Source organism: Vibrio halioticoli NBRC 102217 (assembly GCF_000496695.1).
Lineage (GTDB): Bacteria > Pseudomonadota > Gammaproteobacteria > Enterobacterales > Vibrionaceae > Vibrio > Vibrio halioticoli.
Window position 1 is genome coordinate 30,182 of the sequence record NZ_BAUJ01000009.1, and the last position, 23,637, is coordinate 53,818.

The 23,637-nt window shown below is 43.8% G+C and carries 22 protein-coding genes; 7 read left to right on the plus strand and 15 right to left on the minus strand.

From position 1 onward, the window contains the following. Nucleotides 1-10 precede the first annotated feature (10 nt). Complete coding sequence (msrB, locus tag VHA01S_RS04285; protein ID WP_023403124.1) at nt 11-1,162, plus strand: peptide-methionine (R)-S-oxide reductase MsrB; 1,152 nt, start codon at nt 11-13, stop codon at nt 1,160-1,162. 115 nt (nt 1,163-1,277) lie between these two features. On the opposite strand, the gene VHA01S_RS04290 is transcribed toward msrB, so the two are convergent. The 8 genes from VHA01S_RS04290 to VHA01S_RS04325 all read right to left on the minus strand — a co-directional run bounded on the left by VHA01S_RS04290 (nt 1,278) and on the right by VHA01S_RS04325 (nt 9,064). Then, nucleotides 1,278-1,751 carry a DUF2947 domain-containing protein gene (locus tag VHA01S_RS04290; protein ID WP_023403125.1) on the minus strand — a complete coding sequence of 158 codons (474 nt, stop codon included), beginning with the start codon at nt 1,749-1,751 and terminating at the stop codon, nt 1,278-1,280. 1 nt (nt 1,752) lies between these two features. Then, entirely contained in the window at nt 1,753-2,343 is a 591-nt protein-coding gene (locus VHA01S_RS04295) for an HD domain-containing protein (protein WP_023403126.1), read from the minus strand. Then, a complete protein-coding gene (rimJ, locus tag VHA01S_RS04300) occupies nt 2,331-2,924 on the minus strand; it encodes a ribosomal protein S5-alanine N-acetyltransferase (protein ID WP_023403127.1) in 594 nt (197 codons plus the stop codon). The genes VHA01S_RS04295 and rimJ overlap by 13 nt, the downstream gene beginning before the upstream one ends. A 48-nt stretch (nt 2,925-2,972) precedes the next feature. Further along, nucleotides 2,973-4,517: a transcriptional regulator TyrR gene (tyrR, locus tag VHA01S_RS04305; protein WP_023403128.1), complete on the minus strand. Its 1,545-nt coding sequence runs from the start codon at nt 4,515-4,517 to the stop codon at nt 2,973-2,975. A gap of 92 nt (nt 4,518-4,609) precedes the next feature. After that, complete coding sequence (locus VHA01S_RS04310; protein ID WP_023403129.1) at nt 4,610-5,758, minus strand: YcjF family protein; 1,149 nt, start codon at nt 5,756-5,758, stop codon at nt 4,610-4,612. Between the two features lie 4 nt (nt 5,759-5,762). Continuing rightward, on the minus strand, nt 5,763-7,163 hold the full coding sequence (locus VHA01S_RS04315) for a YcjX family GTP-binding protein (protein ID WP_023403130.1): 1,401 nt from the start codon (nt 7,161-7,163) through the stop codon (nt 5,763-5,765). Nucleotides 7,164-7,235: 72 nt separating this feature from the next. Continuing rightward, on the minus strand, nt 7,236-7,421 hold the full coding sequence (locus VHA01S_RS04320) for a hypothetical protein (protein WP_023403131.1): 186 nt from the start codon (nt 7,419-7,421) through the stop codon (nt 7,236-7,238). A 128-nt stretch (nt 7,422-7,549) separates the two neighbouring features. Beyond that, nucleotides 7,550-9,064 (minus strand): fumarate hydratase, encoded by a 1,515-nt coding sequence (locus tag VHA01S_RS04325; protein ID WP_023403132.1) that lies wholly within the window; start codon nt 9,062-9,064, stop codon nt 7,550-7,552. A 162-nt stretch (nt 9,065-9,226) separates the two neighbouring features. Here VHA01S_RS04325 and pabB point away from each other — a divergent pair, with 162 nt between their 5' ends. The 4 genes from pabB to VHA01S_RS04345 all read left to right on the plus strand — a co-directional run bounded on the left by pabB (nt 9,227) and on the right by VHA01S_RS04345 (nt 14,122). After that, entirely contained in the window at nt 9,227-10,585 is a 1,359-nt protein-coding gene (gene pabB, locus VHA01S_RS04330; RefSeq protein WP_023403133.1) for an aminodeoxychorismate synthase component I, read from the plus strand. Between the two features lie 30 nt (nt 10,586-10,615). After that, nucleotides 10,616-11,227 carry a CoA pyrophosphatase gene (locus VHA01S_RS04335; protein ID WP_023403134.1) on the plus strand — a complete coding sequence of 204 codons (612 nt, stop codon included), beginning with the start codon at nt 10,616-10,618 and terminating at the stop codon, nt 11,225-11,227. A gap of 116 nt (nt 11,228-11,343) precedes the next feature. After that, nucleotides 11,344-12,744, plus strand: a complete 1,401-nt coding sequence (asnS, locus tag VHA01S_RS04340) for an asparagine--tRNA ligase (protein WP_023403135.1) — start codon at nt 11,344-11,346, stop codon at nt 12,742-12,744. Nucleotides 12,745-12,931: 187 nt separating this feature from the next. Further along, complete coding sequence (locus VHA01S_RS04345; RefSeq protein ID WP_023403136.1) at nt 12,932-14,122, plus strand: amino acid aminotransferase; 1,191 nt, start codon at nt 12,932-12,934, stop codon at nt 14,120-14,122. A gap of 71 nt (nt 14,123-14,193) precedes the next feature. On the opposite strand, the gene VHA01S_RS04350 is transcribed toward VHA01S_RS04345, so the two are convergent. Together VHA01S_RS04350 and VHA01S_RS04355 are read right to left on the minus strand one after the other, a co-directional pair. After that, entirely contained in the window at nt 14,194-14,733 is a 540-nt protein-coding gene (locus VHA01S_RS04350; protein WP_023403137.1) for a GNAT family N-acetyltransferase, read from the minus strand. Between the two features lie 63 nt (nt 14,734-14,796). Then, nucleotides 14,797-15,231, minus strand: a complete 435-nt coding sequence (locus VHA01S_RS04355) for a GNAT family N-acetyltransferase (RefSeq protein WP_023403138.1) — start codon at nt 15,229-15,231, stop codon at nt 14,797-14,799. 310 nt (nt 15,232-15,541) lie between these two features. On the opposite strand from VHA01S_RS04355, the gene VHA01S_RS04360 reads away from it, so the two are divergent. Together VHA01S_RS04360 and VHA01S_RS04365 are read left to right on the plus strand one after the other, a co-directional pair. Continuing rightward, nucleotides 15,542-17,413, plus strand: coding sequence for a putative nucleotidyltransferase substrate binding domain-containing protein (locus VHA01S_RS04360; protein WP_023403139.1), 1,872 nt, complete (start codon nt 15,542-15,544; stop codon nt 17,411-17,413). Nucleotides 17,414-17,417: 4 nt separating this feature from the next. Continuing rightward, a complete protein-coding gene (locus tag VHA01S_RS04365) occupies nt 17,418-18,152 on the plus strand; it encodes a 3'-5' exonuclease (RefSeq protein WP_023403140.1) in 735 nt (244 codons plus the stop codon). 37 nt (nt 18,153-18,189) lie between these two features. Here the strand turns inward: VHA01S_RS04365 and yqfB are convergent, their stop codons facing one another. The 5 genes from yqfB to VHA01S_RS04390 all read right to left on the minus strand — a co-directional run bounded on the left by yqfB (nt 18,190) and on the right by VHA01S_RS04390 (nt 23,467). Then, on the minus strand, nt 18,190-18,489 hold the full coding sequence (gene yqfB, locus VHA01S_RS04370) for a N(4)-acetylcytidine aminohydrolase (RefSeq protein WP_172972786.1): 300 nt from the start codon (nt 18,487-18,489) through the stop codon (nt 18,190-18,192). A gap of 299 nt (nt 18,490-18,788) precedes the next feature. Further along, the gene (locus tag VHA01S_RS04375; protein ID WP_023403142.1) at nt 18,789-20,360 is read right to left on the minus strand and encodes a BCCT family transporter; all 1,572 of its coding nucleotides are present in this window, start codon (nt 20,358-20,360) and stop codon (nt 18,789-18,791) included. A gap of 109 nt (nt 20,361-20,469) precedes the next feature. Next, nucleotides 20,470-21,759, minus strand: a complete 1,290-nt coding sequence (locus VHA01S_RS04380; protein WP_023403143.1) for a TRAP transporter large permease — start codon at nt 21,757-21,759, stop codon at nt 20,470-20,472. Continuing rightward, nucleotides 21,756-22,280, minus strand: a complete 525-nt coding sequence (locus tag VHA01S_RS04385) for a TRAP transporter small permease subunit (protein ID WP_023403144.1) — start codon at nt 22,278-22,280, stop codon at nt 21,756-21,758. The genes VHA01S_RS04380 and VHA01S_RS04385 overlap by 4 nt, the downstream gene beginning before the upstream one ends. A 98-nt stretch (nt 22,281-22,378) precedes the next feature. Then, on the minus strand, nt 22,379-23,467 hold the full coding sequence (locus VHA01S_RS04390) for a TRAP transporter substrate-binding protein (protein ID WP_023403145.1): 1,089 nt from the start codon (nt 23,465-23,467) through the stop codon (nt 22,379-22,381). Nucleotides 23,468-23,637: the final 170 nt, after the last annotated feature.

The following is a 23,637-nucleotide window of genomic DNA, read 5'->3' on the forward strand; positions in this document are numbered from 1 at the left end:
GAGGTCTCATATGAAACGGCTCTCTACTGCTCTTCTTGGGGTGGCACTGGCGCTACCTTTAGTTTGGATGATTTCGGCGCCGTCAGTGGCTGATGATCAAAAAATGACTGATGCTAGCAACGTTAAAACCGCAACCTTAGCCGGTGGTTGTTTTTGGTGTACTGAAGCTGATTTAGAAAAACTGCCGGGCGTTATCGATGTGGTGTCGGGCTATGCCGGTGGCACAGAGAAAAACCCGACTTACAAGCAAGTAGCGGCAGGTAAAACTGGGCATATTGAAGCCATACAAGTGAAGTATGATGCGGATAAAGTCAGCTACGTGCAGGTACTCGACCAACTGTTTCGCCATATGGATCCTACCGATGACAAAGGCTCATTTGTAGACCGAGGCGCTCATTATCGCCCTGCTATTTTTTATCACAACAAGCAGCAATTCGATATGGCAACTCAGTTTATCCACGATGTGGACGCTTTAGGCATCTATAAAAAGCCAATCAAGACTGAGCTTATTCAATACACCACGTTTTGGAAAGCAGAAGAGTATCACCAAGATTATTACAAAAAGAATCCGATTCGCTATAAATACTACCGTCACGGTTCAGGGCGTGATCGCTATTTAGATTCTATTTTCGGTAAAGATCGACAAAAGAAAAACATGACCCTCATCGCTATGATTGAAGCCAATAGCCATGCAGGGAAAATGTCGAGCAGTATGTCGAACACTAAGACTTACAGCAAACCCAGCGACGCTAAAATTAAGCAGATGCTTACGGAGATGCAATATTATGTCACTCAGCAAGAAGGCACTGAGCGCCCTTTCAAAAACGAGTATTGGGATAATAAACGAGCCGGCATTTACGTAGATATTGTCTCTGGTGAACCTTTGTTTAGTTCAACGGATAAATACAAATCTGGTACCGGTTGGCCAAGCTTTACCAAGCCAATCGACAAGCAGTTTATCACTGAGCACAAAGACAATAAGCTTTTTTATACGCGAGTTGAGCTAAGAAGTCGTTTTGCAGACTCTCATTTGGGGCATGTATTTGAAGATGGACCCGAGCCAACGGGGCTAAGATACTGCATTAATTCAGCGTCGCTGAAGTTCATCCCTAAAGAGCAGTTGGCGGCTATGGGATATGAGCAATATCTATCGCTGTTTTAATCGGATTTAAGTGATTTAAGTTAAACCAACAACAGGGTTTCCTTTAACCGAATACCGAATACTCATTGTGGTGTTTTATACAATGAGTATTCGCTTTTCTAACAAGGAATGTAGCTTAAGGACGATTACCTAGCTTCACTTGGCCATCCGAGGTAAACCATAAGGCTTGCTTGCGACGACGAGCCACTAAAATTGGGCCGTCATCAAAGAATAAGAAGTTTTTCCAGTGCGCTTTAAAGATTGCCCAAGTGGTTTGAATCACGTTGTACTTTTCATAACAAAAATACACTGTCACATCATCTTGCCAATCAATATGCTCAAAGATTTCATCCGGCAATCCCTGATCGTCTGACTCCCAATTACTCATCCAATTCACTGAATCAAGCCAATTTTGATCGGACATAGCCCAATCTTGGCTGCTCATACGCTCAGCATCTGGGCTTTGTTTGCTGATATTGTCTTTCCAAAACACCGAGCTCTTAGCTTGCGTCATTGGTTTAATTGCCGCTAAGTCCTGCTCAGGAATCGGCATTGATTCATGGGTAAAGATCCACTTACGTGAATAGTCGTCTAAAGATATATAATCCATATTACTCGTCTTTTAGCCAGCCATTAGCGACGGCTTCATCTATGATTTGTAACGCTTTCTGCCACAAGGTTTCTGAGCCTTGTTGAATGCGACTGTTTATTGCAATAACTTGACTGCGCTTAACTTGATGCTCAACCCAGCTCTGACCTTGATTATGATAGTTCAAAAACATAGGAATAAAGCGATCTAGCGCTTTGGCAAATTTAGCATCATCACTGCTTGCCGCTTCGAATTCATCCCAAATGGCGCGCAGTTCTATGCGTTGATCATCGGGCAAAAAGCTAAATAAGCGATCCGCCGCTTGCAGTTCTTTTTGCTGTTGTTCTTGTGAAGCAACCGCATCGTACACAAAGGTATCACCGGCATCAATTTCTACAATATCGTGCAGTAACAGCATTTTTAATACACGACTAACGTCTACCTTATTGTTAGCGTGCTCTTGGGTTAACAAGGCCATTGTCGCCACATGCCAGCTGTGTTCGGCGCTGTTTTCAAGACGACCTTGCGCGCTCTTTACTCGAGTACGTCGTAATACATTTTTCAATTGATCGATTTCGATCAACATATCAAGTTGCTGATTTAATCTTTGCATGCTGCTGTCCAATGTTGATTGGTTAATGAGGTGAGCACATGATCCTGCCAACGCCCATCAATCAAAAGGTAATCTTTTGCTACGCCTTCTTTGGCAAATCCCATACGTTGCAACACTCGTGCACTGCGCTGGTTTCTAGGCAAATAAGAAGCCTGAATGCGATGCATATTATACTTTGAGAACATAAATTCACAGGCTTGGGTTAAACTGCTGTGCATCAGGCCATTGCCCTGCTCTTCTTCATCTAACGAATAGCCTAAATTACAGGAATGAAATGGGTAACCCACAATATTGCTAAACGTAATCACGCCGAGCACACGCGTCTCTTTAGCATTTAGAATCAACAAGTATAAACCTTGTCGCAACTTTTCTAATTCGGCTAAGCGAGTGATCTTATATTTCCATCCGGACACGGTATAAAACGCATTATCTCGAATGGGATCCCAAGGTTTTAAAAATGCCTTGTTACGCACAAAATACTCACACACGATTCTTGCATCCGTTGCCCCAACCGAACGTATGGTGACTCGTTGCGATGAATGATCTTTGGCTATTAGCGTCGGTTTATACGTAAAAAACATCGTCTCACCTATTTATCTAGCACATATCTAGCAAACTTATCCATACACTCATTTTTTACCAATATCGTAATCACGTAATTTATTGGCAATTGACGTATGAGAGACATTTAAGCGTTTCGCCAGCTTTCTGCTAGATGGGAAGGCTTGATAAAGTTTATCTAATACCTGCGACTCGTGACGTTTCATTATTTGATCCAATGAGCCGTCCATGTCCAGTTTCGCTTCAGTCGTGTTTAAGTTATCCAAGGTTGGTAGGTGAAAATGCTTGGTCGACAGTTGCACACCGTCTAGCTCAGTTAACGCGCGCAAAACCGTGTTATCGAGCTCACGGAAGTTACCCGGCCAACGATAACTAACCAGCGCATCCATTAAGCTTGCTGAGCAGCTTGGCTTCTCAATACCCAATTGCGAGCAGTGCTTAACCAATAACATATCCAGTAACGGCGCAATATCTGAAGGTCTTTCATGCAGTGGCGGGATCTTCAAATTAAGCACGTTCAATCTAAAGTACAGATCTTGACGGAATGTGCCCGACTCAATTAACTGCTCTAAAGTGTGGCGAGTTGAGGCGATAACGCGCACATTGACGCTCACTTCTTTATCTTCACCGACACGTCTAAAAGTGCCATCTTGCAAAAATCGCAACAGTTTACTTTGTAAATGCGCAGACATTTCGCCAATTTCATCTAAAAAGACCGTACCACCATCGGCATTTTCAAAAATACCTTTGTGTGGTTTGCCTTGATTTATCGCGCCATCGGCATGACCAAATAACTCTGTCTCTGCCACATCGTCGGGCATAGAGGCGCAACTTAATACAATAAATGGGTTGTTTGAGCGGTGAGAGCGAGCATGACAGGCTCGCGCAAGCATCTCTTTGCCTGTGCCCGTATCGCCTTCTATCAATAACGGCTGATCCAACATAGAAAGCTTTTTAGCTTGAGTAATTAGCGCTTTATGACGACTGGATGTGCCAACAAAGTGCTCAAAGCCTAACGGATCGTGATCGGCAACAGAGTCCGAATTACTTGCTTCGTAACGCGATTGTCTTAACTGTAATACCGTACTGGCGTGGACTAGAGTGTCACTATTTTGTTGCAATCGAACCGGAATGATCTCCATTTGGTAATCAATCCCAGCAATAACGATATTTTGTTTTTGTCTTTCACTGCTGTCATCAAGCCAGCTTTGATAAGAAAACTGCGGCAGGATTTGACTGATAGAAGTGCCCAGTATTGGAAGCTCACTGTTATGAAATAACTGCTGCGCCTTTTGGTTAGCCATATCGATTTGTCCATTAAGACTGACCGATAATAACGCTTCTGTGAGATTATCTAGTACCGCAGTGAGTTCCGTGTTCTTTCTTTCACTTGGCATAAACCCGATGCGACGAACATCAGACACCCCATCGATGCGTCTGATTTGCGCCATCAAATTTCTGAAAGATTCAAAATCTAGCTCTGGGCAGTTGAGATAAATAATGCCGATAGGATCAATTTCGATACCTCGTAAATCTAAGTTTTGCGAGGTAAGAATATCTAATAATTCGCGGGTTAACCCTAAGCGATCTTCACACAATACTTCTAGGCGCACGTCTGACTCTCAAGTGTTCATTAATCTTTACATGAGTGTCTAGCAGAAGCGTACTACAGTCAAGCAATATCAGGCTTTATAAGGGCTTAACTCTAATCTTCATCACGAGAATTTTGTAAACGATGCTTAACAGATAACATGACCTGATGGCGAACGTGGCGTAATTTTAATTGATTGGTTTTTGAAAATGGAATAGGACGCATCAATTGCGCCGCTTTTATGCCAAGGCGCGCGGTTAATAAGCCCACACCGACTCCTTGCGCTACTCGGCTAGAGAGTTTGGCGGTTAAATCCATGGACAACAGATCCATCCCTGCATCAATAGCAAGCTCACTACCACCAGCGGCAGCCATATTGATTAAGGTTAACCGTAATAGCTGTATACGTGACCAGTAACCAAGCTCAACCCCATACTCTTTGGCAATGCGGTTAATTAACGAGATATTGCGCCAAGCGACTAACAACATATCGGCGGCGGCCAAGGGGCTTGCCGCAACCATCACTGCCGCCTCAGATGAGTATTTAGCAATGGCTTTATTTACTTTATCGTCCACTGAAGACAGCACATAACCTTGGTATAAATCCAACATATCACGATCTGAATGGTTTTCACTGCGATGCTGTGACCATTTCGCCAGCCCAACGTTTTCGACTCCTTTAGCAGCCAAAGAACTTGATAGAGAATCGCAAAATGCGGCGGCTTTGCCATAGTCGTTGTCATCATACAGCTGCTGCGCTTTCATCTGCGCGTCACCTTGACGACGCAAGCGACGCATTTTTATCAGCTCGCGCAATAGTACGCCTGCGCCAATAATGCAGCCTCCGGTCAATAACGCAGTCCAAGCCAGCGCCAGAAAATCATTGGATTGAAAGGCACTAATAAACGATTCGCACAGTTGCCAAAAGCTTAGCCCGCCTAAGGTAGCAAACAATAGCTTCCATTTTAGTGGCACTTTACGGCGACGAAATAACGTCACGACCTTCTCTTCAATGGCTTCATTTTGCTCAGCGACCATAGGTTCGCTTTGAATAAACTCATGACTGGCAAAAGTTTGCTTCGCGTTTAATGGCTCATCATCCGCTTCTTTAAACGCATTTGTTGTTTGCTGTGACTCATAATACTTTGAGTGATGAGGTTCTGATTTAGAAGCTTGGTCTTGTGTATCCTCAGATGGATTTTGCTTGGCTGCGTGTTGCTTAGCTTGGCTAGCAAAGACCTGCTTGGGTTTATATTCACTCACACTATCACCTTAATTTATCGCCAAGCAAAAACTGAATCACCTTACCCATACCTATGTGTGGCAACGGCTGAGACTCAACGTAGTTTTGCGGTCTAAAACTTACAAAATCAAACCCCTGTTTATCCCAAAACTCAGCTTTTGGCAGTGTAGCAGGCACTTCTCCGGGATAAACAGTAAGCTCTTCACCCTGCATACTCGTGCCGTGAATCACTGGCGTAGTGTGCGATTTATGCTCAACAAATCCCGTTTGTGTCGATTGTATAGAGGCAAAAGGAATGCACTCCATCGCCACACTTTCAAAAGACACGTGTTGCCAAATGGGCTGAACTAAATGGCGCAGCAACAAGCTCAAGTTAGCATGTTGATCAGGAGTGATATGATCGGCTTTGGTTGCCGCAAACAGCAATTTATCGGTACGCGGCAAAAACAAACGGCGCATCAGGCTATTTTTACCATAGCTAAAGCTTTTCATGATTTCGGTCAGTGCTACCTGCATGTCACTAAAAGCATGTTCACCTTGATTTAGCGGTGATAACACATCCACCAGCAAAATTTGCCTATCAAAGGAGGCAAAATACTGTTTATAGAAAGGGCGAATCACCTGTTGCTGATATTCTTTATAGCGATTGATGAGTAAATCTAACGCGCCGCCTTTTATAGGCTTTTCTTTTGCTGTCTTTGCTTTTTCTGAATGCACTTTACTTAAATACGGGAAAAACAATAACACGGGCGCATCCGCAAGCTCGCCGGGCAACACGAATCGCCCCGGTTGAATCAACTGATAACCTTGCGCTTTTAAGCTCAGCAATAATTGCGTGAATTCGATAGATACCGCATTGATCATTTTGTCGTCCGTCAAATGCTCGATATCAAGGTGCTGAGTACGCTCTAGCCACGATTGCACTTCTGGAAGGTCAATCTGTTGCAAACGTTTTAATTGCTGCTCTGACCAAGTGGCAAAATCCATCTCAAGCATAGGTAAATCGAGCAACCACTCCCCTGGATAGTCCACTAAATCAAGGTATAAAGTGGCTGTACGGCTCACCAACTTACGCGCTTTATTCTGCGGTTTGTACTTAATGGCAATGCGTATTTCGCTGACATCTCGGGTTGGCGTTGGCCAAGTGGGCGGATCAAGTTTGAGCGACTCGTAAGAGCCATCAAGATTAAATCTAGGAGTGAGCAGATTCTTTTGCGGGACACGTCTTGCGCCTAACAAGCGACCATCACGCTGAGCGGCAAGTAAGGGTAAGTTATCATGAGTCGAGGTATGCAGAAGCTGATCGACAAAGGATGTGATAAATGCGGTCTTTCCTGCACGAGAAAGGCCGGTGACACCAATTCTTAGGTGTGCATCCAGCCCTCTATTAAGTAGTTGTTTTGCTTCGTTTGTTAATCTGTTCATATCACGCTCCTTGCCTCAAGATATTGAATTGTTCTCAAAATATCCAGCATTAGAACGCAACATTAACAAGATTTAATCATCGGCAATGAGCTTATAGATAACAAACAAGGCCAATTCAAGCAGCAAAGTCATCACGATCGTAATCGTAATGTATTTCTCATGAAAGATGGCGATTCCGTTAAGGATAAGGTCATAACAAAGAAAGCCACCGATCACGACGGCAACAATCATTTGTAAAATTTGGACAAAACGTGGCATAACATCCCCTGTAATTAAAAGCACACATGTAAGTGTATCAGCTATCTAGCTGAAATTTCGAAAAAAAGCGCAATCTTTGATTGCGCCCTCTCGCGCCCGTCATCAGGGCGTTTCTATCATAAATAGCGCTATTCCATTTCCGCTATTTTTACTTTCCAAGTATCTGGCCCAGTCTGGTGCGCATTTTCGCCTGTTGAATCCACCGCCACTGTAACGGGCATATCTTCAACATCAAACTCGTAAATGGCTTCCATACCCAGTTCTTCAAAAGCAATGACCTTAGCGCTCTTGATTGCTTTAGATACTAGATACGCCGCTCCGCCCACTGCCATCAAATACACGGCTTTGTTCTGTTTGATAAGCTCAACGGTTTGCGCGCCGCGCTCAGCTTTACCAATCATGCCTGCAATGCCGGTTTTAGAGAGCATCATATCGGTAAATTTATCCATGCGGGTTGAAGTTGTCGGTCCAGCAGGCCCTACCGCTTCATCACCAACTGCGTCCACAGGGCCAACGTAATAGATAAACTTACCCTTAAAATCAACACCTTCAGGAAGCCCTTCACCGCTTTCCAATAATTGCTGAATACGCTTGTGGGCCGCATCACGACCGGTGAGCATTTTGCCAGACAACAGTAAAGTTTCACCTGTCTTCCACGACTCAATCTCTTGCTGAGTGACGCTATCAAGGTTCACGCGGCGTGCTTTATCACCTGCATCCCAAGAAATATCAGGCCAATCTTCAAGTTTTGGTGGCGTCAATGTAGCCGGGCCTGTGCCATCAAGCGTGAAATGCACATGACGAGTGGCGGCGCAGTTTGGGATCATACATACTGGCTTAGAAGCGGCATGCGTCGGTGCGGTTTTGATTTTAACGTCTACTACAGTGGTTAACCCGCCCAGACCTTGCGCGCCAATGCCCGTTTTATTAGCACGCTCGAAGATATCAAGGCGCATTTTCTCTTCGGTTGTGGTGGCACCGCGCTCCATTAGTTCATGAATGTCGACCGGATCCATTAGCGATTCTTTCGCCAGCACTGCCGCTTTTTCTGCGGTGCCGCCAATGCCTATACCGAGCATGCCCGGTGGACACCAACCTGCGCCCATCAAAGGTAAGGTTTTTTCCACCCATTCTGCGACATCATCGGATGGATTTAACATCACCATTTTGGTTTTGTTTTCAGAGCCGCCGCCTTTAGCCGCAATTTGCACTTCGACTTTATCACCAGCTACCATGTTGATGTGCACAACTGCAGGGGTGTTGTCTTTACTGTTGATGCGCTTACCGGCAGGATCGAGCAAAATAGACGCGCGTAAAGGGTTATCAGGATTGGTGTATGCCTGCCTTACGCCCTCATCAACCATCTCTTGCACCGTCACGCTCGTGTCTTCCCACTGCACTTGCATACCAATATTGACAAAACAGGTCACAATGCCCGTGTCTTGGCAGATAGGTCGATGACCTTCAGCGGAGAGTCTTGAGTTTATCAATATTTGCGCAATGGCATCTTTAGCCGCCGTGCTTTGCTCGGCGTGATAAGCTTTTTCTAACGCTTGCACAAAATCAAGCGGGTGATAATAAGATATGTATTGAAGTGCATCAGCCACGCTGCTGATAAGATCTTGCTTACGAATTATCGTCATTCGTCGAGCCCCTTTTTAGGTCAGTCGGATTCCATTTCATGCACATACAAAGCATAGACTTTATGTACATTCTGAACTTGAGATAAATCTATGATACTCTTGAGCGGATTATCAAACCACATTCACCTTTACGGTGTCATCACATTTCAAGCAATTTGATAGATGTCTGATTTAAAAATAGAAACTCAAGCACTCGTTTACCATAAAAATCTTGCTGTCACCCTCTTTGAGGATGTTGAGCAGCAACCTTATGCGATGTTACTGCGCTCCGCTTCTGACAATCACCCCAACAGTCGTTACGACATATTGGTGCACTCACCTATTTTAACGGTAGAGACTTTCAATAAAGATAACATTGTCACTCATCAAGGCACAGTTTCTCATATCGCAGGCGATCCCTTCGAGCTATTACGTACATTAGCTAAGCAACATCTTGGGTATATAGACAACCCCACACAACTGCCATTTATTGGAGGGTGGCTAGGCTATTTTAGTTATGACCTTGGACGTCAGGTTGAAGAGATTGCGAGCATTGCACAGCATGACTTAAACGCCCCCGACATGGCTGTAGGTCTGTATGACCAAGCTTGGATTGTCGATCACAAGCTTAAACGTGCGGTTTGGGTAGGCACCTCACAAGCGCAAATGAATCACCCACAATGCCAAAGCAACCCAAACGCGGGGCTTCCTCATTTTCAATTGTGCAGTCCTTGGCAAGCCAACATGACACCAACAGAGTATCAAACCCGTTTTGAGACGGTTCAAGACTACCTACTCTCTGGTGACTGTTATCAAATTAACTTGGCTCAGCGTTTTTGTGCATCGTATGTGGGCAGTGAATGGCAGGCATACAAAACCTTAGAAAATGAAAATCAAGCTCCTTTTTCGGCCTTCATCCGCTTGCCTCACAATGCCATATTGAGCATTTCTCCTGAGCGCTTTATTTTATGTCACGACCAGCAAGTAGAAACTAAGCCAATAAAAGGCACTCGCCCACGATTTAACGACCCTATCGAAGATCAACGTCAAATTGATGAGTTAAGAAATGCACAAAAAGATCAGGCCGAAAACTTAATGATTGTTGACCTGCTGCGTAACGATATCGGTAAAGTATCTGCGCCAGGCAGTGTGCAAGTGCCTCATTTATTTGAGATAGAGAGCTTTCCTGCGGTGCATCACTTGGTCAGCACTGTTACAGGAGAGCTTGATAGGCAATACGATGAATACGATCTGCTTCGCGCTTGTTTCCCCGGCGGATCTATCACTGGCGCGCCTAAAGTGCGCGCGATGCAAATCATCGAAGAGCTAGAGCCACATCGTCGCAGTGTGTATTGCGGTAGTATCGGTTACATCAGTCGTTGTGGCAAAATGGATACCAGCATTACTATCCGAACTCTGATCACCGAAGCGCAGAATATCTACGCTTGGGCAGGTGGCGGATTGGTCGCGGACAGTGAATGCACCTTAGAATATGAAGAAACTTTACATAAGCTCAGTAAAATTCTGCCAATATTAGAATAACCTTAGCCCAATAAAGCCACAGAGCCAGCAATGACTAAAGCCGAGTTTTTACAACAATTTAATTTTACAACGCCCAGTGATTACGACGCTTTTAGTTTGCAACGTCTTGCGCATTTTAGCCAAGACGTGCTGCGCCCTGCGGCGGTGTTAATTGGCTTAGTTGAGCGAAGAAACGGCCTGCACGTTGTGTTTACCAAGCGAGCTGCGCACCTTAAACACCATCCGGGACAGGTTAGTTTTCCCGGCGGTAAATATGAAAGCAGCGATAAGTTGCTACTTAATACCGCGGTGCGAGAAACCACTGAAGAGGTGGGCATTCCCAGTCACATGATTGAGATCATCGGCACGCTTCCCTCACTGCCCACCATAAGCCAATTTGCCGTCACCCCCTATCTTGCGTGGATAGACTCAAGCTATCAGCCTAAAATTGATGCCAATGAAGTGGCAGAGGTGTTTGAAGTCCCTGCTGATTTTCTTTTTTCACCCATCAACTTGGTTAATTTTCATTTCCAATTAAAAACCGTTACTCACAAAGTGTTTGCCATGCCCTATCAAAAACACTTTATTTGGGGCGTAACCGCACAAATAATTGATGCAATGCAAAGACAACTGGCTCCGTTTGGTGGAATAAACAGCGCTTAAAAAAAAATCCGTTATAAATTGTCACTCTTTACTTGATGCAAATTTATTGGAATGTAAACTGATAGGTTCTATTTCTTATCTTTTTCTCAATAGCATCTATTGGAGAGTAATACCAAATGACTTACGCGCCTGTAACAGACGTTCTTAGCGGCAAGCTAGCAGTAAACAGTGAAGTCACTGTTCGAGGCTGGATCCGTTCACGTCGCGATTCCAAAGCTGGGATCTCTTTTCTCGCCATCTATGACGGCTCTTGTTTCGACCCGATTCAGGCCGTGGTCCCAAATAGTCTTAATAATTACAATGATGAAGTCCTTAAACTGACTACAGGTTGTTCTGTTGAAGTGACGGGTACCATCGTTGAATCTCCGGCAAAAGGTCAAGACTTTGAACTTGCTGCCACTGCTGTACAAGTGGTTGGTTGGGTTGAAGACGCAGACACTTACCCTATGGCTAAGACTCGTCACTCAATTGAGTACCTTCGTGAAGTTGCACACCTTCGCCCTCGCACTAACGTAATTGGTGCAGTAGCGCGCGTTCGTAACTGCTTGTCTCAAGCTATTCATCGCTTCTACCACGAGCAAGGTTTCTTCTGGACTTCAGCGCCGTTAATTACGGCATCTGATGCAGAAGGTGCAGGTGAAATGTTCCGCGTTTCAACGCTGGATCTTGAAAACCTACCTCGCACAGAGCAAGGCAATGTGGACTACAACGAAGATTTCTTCGGTAAAGAAACCTTCCTTACCGTATCTGGTCAGCTAAACGCAGAAGCTTACGCTTGCGCACTGAGCAAAGTGTACACTTTCGGCCCGACGTTCCGCGCTGAAAACTCAAACACCAGTCGCCACCTAGCGGAATTCTGGATGGTTGAGCCTGAGATTGCATTCGCTGATCTAGATGACGCGGCAAAACTGGCTGAAGACATGCTGAAATACGTATTTAAAGCGGTTCTTGAAGAGCGTCGTGACGATCTTGAGTTCTTTGCCCAACGTATCGACAAACAAGCGATTACTCGTTTAGAGCAATTTGTTGACGCTGATTTTGCCCAAGTAGATTACACAGACGCGATTCAAATCCTTCAAGATTCTGGTCGTGAGTTTGAGTTCGCTGTTGAATGGGGCATCGATATGTCTTCTGAACACGAACGCTACCTTGCAGAAGAACACTTCAAAGCACCTGTTATCGTGAAAAACTACCCTAAAGACATTAAAGCCTTCTACATGCGCTTAAATGATGACGGTAAAACAGTAGCGGCAATGGACGTTCTTGCTCCGGGTATCGGTGAAATCATCGGTGGCGCCCAACGTGAAGAACGTTTAGACGTATTAGACGAGCGCATGATTGCGATGGGTATCGACCCAGAACACATGAGCTGGTACCGCGATTTACGTCGCTACGGCACAGTGCCTCACGCAGGTTTCGGTCTAGGTTTTGAACGCCTAGTCTCTTACGTAACTGGCATGGGTAACGTACGTGACGTGATTCCATTCCCACGTACACCACGTAGCGCAAACTTCTAATTAGAAGCTTTTATATTAAACCGCCCTTTCGGCGGTTTTTTTGAGCCTATTGAAAAATAATTGATGTTGAACAGGTGAAACGCTTTCGACTTCAAAATTAATTACAAATCTATTGTTTTGGCGATTCTCTAAAGGTATAAATAAAGTCTATCGCTTTTCATTAATTCACTAAACACGGACGATTCTCATGTTTGAAAAAGTAGTTGCTGCTCCTGCCGACCCTATTCTTGGCTTAACTGAAGAATTTAAAAAAGACACACGCGAAACCAAAATTAACCTTGGTGCTGGCATTTACAAAAATGAACAAGGTTCAACCCCTGTTCTGGCAACTGTAAAGAAAGCAGAACAAGCTATTTTAGACACTGAGAAAACGAAGTCATACCTAACTATTGAAGGTACTGCTGAATACGGTCTAGCAGTACAAAAACTTCTATTCGGTGAGAACAGCACTATCGTTTCAGACAAGCGCGCTAAAACAGCGCAAGCTCCTGGCGGTACTGGTGCGCTACGTGTAGCCGGTGAATTCATTAAACGTCATTTAGGCGGCGCTAAAATTTGGATCAGCAACCCAACATGGGCAAACCACAAAGGTGTGTTTACCGCAGCTGGTCTAGAAATCGCAGAATACCGTTACTACAACGCGGAAACAAAAGCGAAAGACTTTGACGCTATGCTAACCGATCTTAGCCAAGCAAATGAAGGTGACATCGTATTGCTTCACGGCTGTTGTCATAACCCAACGGGTATCGACCCAACATTTGAAGAGTGGCAAACACTGGCGCAACTTGCAGCAGACAAAAAACTGATCCCACTGTTTGACTTTGCATACCAAGGTTTTGCAAAAGGCGTGGAAGAAGATGCAGCAGGTCTACGTGCATTTGCTGAGCGTAACAGCGAAATCCTAGTAGCAAGCTCGTTCTCTAAAAACTTCGGTTTGTACAACGAACGTGTCGGTGCATTTACGCTGGTTGCGGACAACGCAGAAGTGGCGCAGACTGCATTTTCTCAAGTGAAAGGCATTATTCGTTCTATCTACTCTAACCCACCGGCACACGGCGCGGCAGTAGTGACTCACATTCTTAACAACGCTGAGCTTCGTCAAGAATGGGAACAAGAAGTCAAAGAGATGCGCGATCGCATCCATGAAATGCGCACTTTGTTTGTAGAAACTCTTAAAGCGCAAGGCGTAACTGCTGACTTTAGCTTCATTGAGCGCCAAAACGGCATGTTCTCTTTCTCTGGTCTAAACAAAGAGCAAGTGACTCGCCTTAAAGAAGAATTTGGCATCTACATTGTTGGCTCTGGCCGTATTAGCGTAGCTGGCATGACCAAAAACAACATGTTGCCTTTGTGCAAAGGTATTGCAGCGGTACTGTAAGCCTATTGCTTAAAAGCATCAGTTAAAATTCAAGAAAACCACAATATTATCAATGTATTGTGGTTTTCTTTTTATATACAGTATCGTTCTTGAAAGTGACAGTTAATCCAATACCTTGCTAAAGGATTGGGAAAAACCTTACCCATAACAACGTTCTCGAATTCACCACCGTTAGCTTCGATAACAGCTCTTGATGCTAAGTTATCTTCATCTGCGGTGACCAAAACTCTGTCGATGCCTAACTCAGCCACTTTTGTTAAAGCCAGTTTAAGCATCAGCTTGCCTTTACCTTTTGCACGATGAGACGGCGCGATGTCATAACCAATATGACCCGCTTCTATGGAAAGAAATTCATTGTTGATATTATGGCGCACGCGAATAGCGCCAAGGATAGACTTCTCTGCATTGACCAACCAAAAGTGACTACAAGGCACATAGCCATCACGCAGATTTAAACCAGCCGCTTCATCACTGATTCGCTTAATGTATCTTGGAAAATCAACTTTCCCTTCAAGATAATATTCAGCATTTTCAACGTCATGTTTAGCAAAATCGGCGTAGAACTGCGCAAAAGCGGACTGATATTCCAGAGATGGTACAACTAACTCCATGTTATTTTCTCCTGTAATGTAAAGCGCAGTTAAGTACTGATGAACATACTCCCTACTTGAATGCTAACTTGCTGAAATACGATACACATCAGGGTGCCAAATTTGCATTAGCATTTCTGGATTTTCGATCTCTTCAAATCCGTATTGGGAATACAAGCTATGAGCATCTTTTGTCGCTAGCATGATACGTCTTAGCCCTTGTAAATCAGGATGTTCTAAGATGGTTTGCAGCAACCATTTACTCAAGCCTTGCCCTCGGTGAGACTCCAAGACAAATACATCAGCGAGGTAGGCAAACGTTGCTTTATCTGTGATTAAGCGAGCAAAGCCAACTTGAACACCGCTATTTTCGAATAAGCCAAAGCAAAATGAATTAGAGAGTGCTTTTAAAAGCGTATGTTTAGGCATATCTTTCGCCCAATAACTCTCTGAAATAAAATGATAGATAACATTGAAGTCTAGCTCATCGTTATCTGTGCTAATCCTGAATCCTTGCACTAAAACTTCCTCTCTGAAAGATAACTATGCCACTTCGTATTTAACTTCTTCGATGAAGCATTGCCTGATTTGCATCCATATTTACAGAATTGATAAATGTAAGTCAAACCATACTCGATACGGTGTTTAGCGCTCATTATTAAACAATTTACACCTTTAATCTGCGCTACACTGTAAATATGCGCAAAATAACACCAATACAGCTGATTATTCCCTTTTCGATGCGAACTATCATCAAACTAAACTATGGATATTCAGGTTTTCGTTCTATGATGAACTCAGCATAGAATCACGATATTTAAGGCATATCATGGAAGTTGAACTATTTGAAATTAAACAGTTTCTAGCGCAATACCCTCCGTTTAATGATTTACCCGATGAAACGTTAAATCAAATCGCACTCACCACTGAAATCTCCTACATTCGCAAAGGCGAACTGGTGGTTTCTCTGGGTGAGGCTATTTCTGATTTTTTTGTTGTGCGTAGCGGCGTTGTAGAGATTTCCAAACGTAATGGTTCGCTGTACAACCGACTTGATGAAGGTGCCATCTTCGGGCAAATGGCGTTATTGAGTAACGGTAAGGTGTTGTTTCCCGCCACTGCAATTGAAGACTGCTTATTGTACTGCATCCCTTCAGATACATTTCAGAGCCTGTACGACAACTTTGACTCCTTTGCCGACTTTGTTGCGCTAGATGACGGAAAGCGACTACGCCGCGCCATTGCCAACAATGATGATAACGATCTGACTACCGCAAAAGTCACCTCATTGATCAATCACCCCGCTTCTACTATCAAGGAAGGGGCATCTATTAGAGATGCGGCTATCTTGATGGACGATGAAAATACCTCGTGTTTATTGGTGGTTGATGATGAACAAACTGACAGTCGCGACCGTTTGCGTGGCATTTTGACTGATCGTGATTTGTGTACTCGCGTGATTGCACAAGGCGTATCACCCGATGACACCATCAAGTCGGTGATGACTCAAGACGTGATCTCTTTAGACAGCAACGCTTATATTTATGAAGCCATGCTGACCATGCAAAGATTCAATGTTCACCATTTACCTATCGTTAAAAAGAACACCCCAATTGGGGTTATTGAAGCCAGTGATATTGTGCGTTACGAATCGCAAAACTCATTACTGCTGGTCAGTTCTATTTTCCAACAAAACACGGTAGCCGACTTGGTCACTTTATCTGAGCAAGTGAGTGACAGTTTTGTAAGATTGGTCAACGAAGACGCCAACTCACATATGGTCGGTAGCGCAATGGCGATTATCGCCATGAGTTTCAAACAACGCATCATCGAGCTGGCGGAAGAAGAGTTAGGCCCCTCGCCTGTGCCATATTGTTTCTTAGCCTTAGGCTCAATGGCACGTGATGAGCAATTGATTGTTACCGACCAAGACAACGCCATCATTTTGTCTAACAGTTTTGATAAAGAAAAACATGATGAGTACTTTGCCAAATTGGCAAGCATAGTCAGCGATGGTCTAGATCAATGTGGTTATCCATATTGTACTGGAGACATCATGGCGACCAACCCTATTTGGCGCATGACCCAAACCGAATGGGAGGAATGTTTTGCCGATTGGATAGATAATCCAAACGCAAAAGCGCTACTTAACGCATCCATATTTTTTGATCTTGTGGGTGTGCATGGTCAACTCAAATGGGCCGATAAACTCAATCGCTTTATTACTGAACGTGCAAAAAATAACTCTAAGTTTTTGTATTGCTTGGCGCGTAATGCGCTAAATCGCACACCGCCATTAGGCTTCTTTAAAAGCTTTGTAATGGAAAAAGACGGCAACCATAAAAACTCGATTAACTTAAAACGACGTGGCACAGCGCCACTAGCCGATCTGATTCGAGTGCATGCACTGGCCGTGGGTTCGACTCAAAAAAACTCTTTTGAACGTTTGGATGATATTCTCGATTCCGGCATTTTGCCACGAGGCCGCGCGCAAGATCTTAAAGATGCATTAGAGTTTATCTCTTTGGTGCGCATCCGCCACCAAGCGATTGATATTAATGAAGAACGTGAGCCGGACAATAATATTGAACCTGAAAACTTATCCGATTTTGAACGACGCAACCTAAAAAATGCTTTTCAAATTCTCAGCAATGCGCAGAACTTTTTGAAATTTCGCTATCAAGGTACTTCAATAAAATAAGCCTATGTTCAAAAAAAACAAACCTATTAAAAAGATATTCCAACCCGTCGATGACTGGCAATCTCACTTTGAAAGCTTGCTTGCGCAAAGCAATCATGGCCATCTGAAAAGCTTTTATTCTGTGGGGACTATCGCTAAAGAAACCCCACTTAAAGAGGTGCCGTTTCTTGCTCTTGATTTTGAAACTACCGGTCTAGATTCCTCAAAAGACGAGATCATCTCGGTCGGTCTCGTACCCTTTGATTTAAATCGTATTTACTTAAAGCAAAGTCAGCAATGGTTGATTAAACCGCAGAAAGCGCTCAATGCTGACTCTGTGGTCATTCATGGTATCACCCACTCAGAACTGCAATATGCACCTGACTTTATGGCCGTGCTACCTGAAATACTCGAAGCTATTGCGGGCAAAATTTGTGTGGTTCACTATCGCCAAATTGAGCGTGATTTCTTAGACAGCATTTTACGACGCCGTCTTAATGAAGGTATTGAATTTCCGGTGGTGGATACCTTACAAATTGAATGGAACATTCAGCAGCAACTCTCAGCAGGGTTTATCAACCGCCTTAAAGGAAACCGCCCCGGTTCAGTGAGGTTAGGTGCGAGTCGTAAGCGTTACAACTTACCTACCTACACACCACACGATGCGTTAGTTGATGCCATCGCCACCGCAGAATTATTGCAGGCTCAAGTCGCACATCACTTCAACTCTGATGATCCCATCGAAAGTTTATGGCTGTAATTAATACGTCTATTTAGCAGAGTTGACACTACTAAACCTACCCTACTTTTTGATAAGTGATAACAAACAACTTATTAATATTAGGGTAGATATCCGCAATCACCGATTTTAATTCAGGCAACGTCATATTCTCTTGGCTGGCATGAAAATCGGTCAGTTCATCAAATAACACGGGCGTTACTGAGATAATACGCAACTGGCAAAACCAGCGGTTATCTTCATAAGTGGCAACCTCAACGATAGAGTTTGGCGCAAAGTCGCACTCATTCTCATCGCGGATAGTAATGGTTTTCTTGCCGGCAAGAATGTCTGATTCAAAACGTTCAAAAAACGTCATACTGGTCAAGCTCATAATGGCTCCTTTGTAAAGTCAATCGTAGCCAGTCACCGCTGACAATTTACTACGATGGAGTTATACCAATCGTACTAAATAACTGATCATTCTAGCTTGTTAAAATGCTCGATAACGGCGTTAGAATTTTTGATTGTAGAATAACTACTTATCGAAAAATTCTGCCTTGTTCTCGAGCATTTTTCCTGCGCTAGTTCTGAGCACTTACTTAGTGTGATTGGTATTAAAACGAAAAAGGACCTGAAAATTCAGGTCCTTTGTAATTATTCTATTTGTATTTCGGCTTAACGCTCTTCTGTTGCCATACCCATCAACAAACTCACACACATGGCAAGTAAGATGAAAGTAAACGGCAACGCGGTCGAAATCGCACCTGCTTGCAACGCTTGAACGGCTTGTGAACCACCAACCCAAAGCATAGCAACCGCGATAGCACCTTCCATAAACGCCCAGAACACACGTTGTGGCACAGGAGCATCCACTTTACCACCAGCGGTAATGCTGTCGATAACCAATGAACCTGAATCTGAAGACGTTACGAAGAACACCATAACCAATATAATACCAATAACAGACAGTACATTCGCCATTGGCATTGCATCAAACATTTCGAACATGGCTAAAGAAACGTCGGTTAGACCTTTGCTACCTAAGATACCAACATTGTTGATCACTTGATCAATCGCCAAGCCACCAAAAGTAGACATCCAAATAAGCGTTACGGTTGTCGGTACAATCAATACTGCTGTCATAAATTCACGAACAGTACGACCTTTAGATACGCGAGCGATAAACATACCTACGAATGGGGACCATGAAATCCACCATGCCCAGTAGAATACAGTCCAACCTTGGAACCACGCTTCGTCTGAACGACCGTGCGGGTTACTCAATGGGATAATATGTTCTACATAAGAAAGGAAAGTAGTCGAAATACTGCTAAAGGTTACGTGATAGCCAATCAACATTACAAATACTAATAGGATAAAGGCGATGATCATATTGATGTTAGAGATGACTTTAACACCACCATCGATACCACGTATCACCGAAATTATCGCCAGCAAGGTAACAAAACTGATTACCGCAATTTGCAATCCTAGCCCTGCATCAAGCCCAAATACGTGGTGAATACCACTAGCGGCTTGTTGCGCACCTAGACCAAGCGAAGTTGCAAGGCCAAACAACGTAGCCAATACCGCTAGAATATCAACAATGTGACCCGGCCAACCCCATGCTCTATCCCCTAAAATAGGGTAAAAGATAGAACGAATCGACAGCGGTAAACCTTTGTTGTAGGTAAAGAAAGCTAATGATAGTGCAACTACAGCATAGATTGCCCACGGGTGTAATCCCCAGTGGTACATAGTTGCGCCTAATGCAAGCTTAGCGGCTTCTGGTGTATTCGCGACAACATTCAATGGCGTTTCATACCAGCCAGTGTAATAAGCGACAGGCTCAGCCACACTCCAGAACATTAGACCAATACCCATGCCTGCAGCAAATAGCATTGCTATCCATGACATCATTGAGTATTCAGCTTTCGCTTCTTTACCACCTAAACGGATTTTACCGTACGGCGAAACAATAAGAGCTAAGCAAAAGATAACAAAAATGTTACCGGCCCAAATGAATAACGCATCAAAAGAATGAATTATCTGCCATTTTAATCCGTCGAGCGCCGACTTTGCAGTCTCTGGGTCGAGGAATACCATAGCAAGAAGAAAAAGAATAGTTAGTCCTGCACTAATGGAAAATACCGCATTATGTACATCAAACCCCCACTTTTGGACATTATCTTGTCCAATTTGATAATCAGTACTATCTATACTGTATTTATCAATACCCTTGGTCATTTGACCTCCTTTTAGGTACAAAAAGCGTACCAAACACAATTACTTCATGTAATTAACTTTCAATTATAACGTATCTAAATAATTAATTCAGGCATATCAAGAAATTAAGTTACATGGATAATCCGTACAACCCTGGGAATAGCAATAATGTGGCAAGCACCACTATTTGTATCCCAATAAAGGGCATCACACCTGAATAAATATCTCTGGTGGTCACCTCTTTTGGTGCGACCCCTTTGAGATAAAACAGACTGAAGCCAAAAGGCGGTGTCAAAAAGGAGGTTTGTAGATTCATTGCCACTAAAATGGCAAACCACACCATATTAATGCCAAGCAGTTCCGCTACCGGAGCAATCATAGGCACGATGATAAAACAGATCTCAACAAAATCGATAAAGAAGCCAAGAATCAAAATCACCAACATCACTAGGAACAAGAAGCCCCACTTTTCACCCGGAAGTGCCAGTAGCCACTCTTCCACTAGATAGTCACCGCCTGTGTAGGTAAATGCCATCGAAAAGGCAGTAGCGCCAAGTAAAATAGCGAACACCATCGCGGTAACTTTTATGGTCTCTTTTGACGACTCATACAAAAGCTTCCAACTAAATTGGCGATACAACATGGCCAGAACAATCGCGCCCGCACCACCTAAGGCTGCAGACTCGGTAGGCGTCGCTATGCCTGCAAAAATAGAGCCTAACACCACAATAATTAACGCCAATGGCGGGATGATAGCCTTGAGTGCGGTGATAATCTCTTGTTTGCGGCTTTGATCATCAAGTTTAGGGATAGGCTGCGCCGCTTCAGGCTTTAAGTGCGCATAGATAGCGATATATAAAACATAGGCAATAACCAACACTAAACCCGGCCAAACAGCAGCCTGAAAAAGGTCACCAACGGGCACACCAAGTACGTCCCCTAATAAGATCAAGACAATAGAAGGAGGAATAATTTGCCCCAAGGTGCCAGAGGCGCAAATGGTGCCACACGCTAATTTTTTATCGTAATTATACTTTAGCATGACCGGTAATGAGATGAGCCCCATTGCCACTACTGACGCGCCCACAACCCCTGTCGATGCCGCAAGTAGCGCTCCCACCAGCAACGTGGATATAGCAATACCACCACGCATACTGCCAAATAAACGCCCCATGGCTTCTAATAATTGCTCCGCCAAACGGGTTTTTTGTAAAACCAGTCCCATGAAGATAAACAGTGGCACTGCCATTAATACGGTGTTTTGCATAATAGATTCAATGCGATACGGCATAAAGGCGAACATATCCCAACCTTCAGACCACACGCCAAATATCAATGCGATACCGCCAAAGGTAAAGGCCACCGGAAAGCCGAGCAACAGCGCAAATAAAGCGACCGCAAACATAATAATCCCTATCATGCTTCTTCCTTATTGATTGAATCTGAATTAACTAATTGATTGAGTGATTTGCACAGCAAACCTAAGCCACTAATGGCGATAAATGAGAATGAAATCGGTATCACGGCTTTTATCACCCAACGATACGGCAGACCGCCGGGATCGCCCGAGGTTTCGCCAATATCGTAAGCTTGGTACGCAAAGTCGATGCCATACCACGCCACTAATAGGCTAAATGGGAACAACCAGACTAAGATGCCAAAAATATCTATGATAGCTTGAGTTTTCGGTGAAAAACGCTCGTAGAAAATGTCGACACGAACGTGTCCACCCGTTTTAATTGCGTAGGGTACGCCAAGTAAGAATACTGCTGAGAACAGGTGCCATTCCAGTTCTTGAAAGGCAATCGAAACGTCATTAAACACGTAACGCATCACCACATCATAAACAACGTTTGCCACCAAAAGCAGAAACAACACACTAGTAATATGCCCTAGTGCGTTGCTTATTCTGTTACAAATCCCTTCTAATACAGTCAGCAATTGACCTCCCTGTCAGCTGAAACTTTTACATTAAATGCCGCTCTATAACACTCGTTACTCAATACGATAGGTATTATAGAGCGAACAATTTACTCACTTTATTGTGCGGTCGAACTATTTAGGTACGCACGTTTTGAAATATCAGTCCAAGAGCGAGTTTGCTCTAAGTACTGCGCTTGTGACATTTGAATTTTCTTTGCCATTTCGTTTTCTGAAGCGTGTTCTGCTAACAAGCGATCGTTAACCTTACGAAGCTCAGTCATGACTTCAGGCGGGAAGTTTTTAACTTGAACATCTGGGTACTCAGTTCGAATACTTGCCCAGTTTTTACCACTTTCATGGGTAGATTGAATGTACATGTCGTAAGCGGCAGTTCGCATAGCCACACGTAGAATTTCTTGAAGATCAGCAGGTAGTTTGTCCCAAACGCGTTTATTGACCATAAACTGAAGTTCGGTTGCAGGCTCATGCCAACCGGTATAGTAGTAAGGTGCAATTTTATGGAATCCCATACGTAAATCTAACGATGGCCCTACCCACTCCAATGCATCAATGGTTTTTCTTTCCAATGCGGTGTAAAGCTCACCCGGTGCAATATTGGTCGGTTTTGCACCTAGCTCAGCTAACACTTCACCCGCAAAACCTGGGATACGCATTTTCAGACCTTTAAGATCCTCAACGCTGTTGATTTCTTTTTGGAACCAGCCGCCCATTTGTACATCAGTATTACCACCAGGGAAGGACAACATATTATGTGGCGCGTAGACTTGCTCCATCAATTCCATGCCACCACCATGGTAGAACCAAGCGTATTGCTCTTCCGCCGTCATGCCAAACGGCATAGTGGTAAAATACAGGGTGTTAGGCACTTTGCCCTTCCAGTAATAAGATGCTGAGTGTCCCATATCATACTGACCAGACTTAACCATATCGAACACGCCAAAAGGCGCTTTATGCTTGTTTGACGAATCAACGCGAATCACTAAACGTCCGTTCGACATTTTTTCTGCCATTGCAGCCATATTTTTCGTCGCATCACCGAAAATAGGAAAGTTTGGTCCCCAAGTTTCAGCAAGTTTTAATCGATACACTTTGTCTGCTGCTGAAGCGGTTGCGATACTGGCTACACCGATAAGTACCGCTAAACTGCGTACGCACGCCTTGCCCCATTTTGATTTAACTACCATCTTATTTGCTCCTTGCGTGGTCATAATTGACTATAAAATCAATTAAATATGGAACAAACGCAATATAATTGCTAAATATTTGTTAAATGTGTGTGCTATTCGATCTTATTTAATTAACAATTACAGTGTTTTCATACGAGAACACATAAGGTAGATATATCGATTAATCA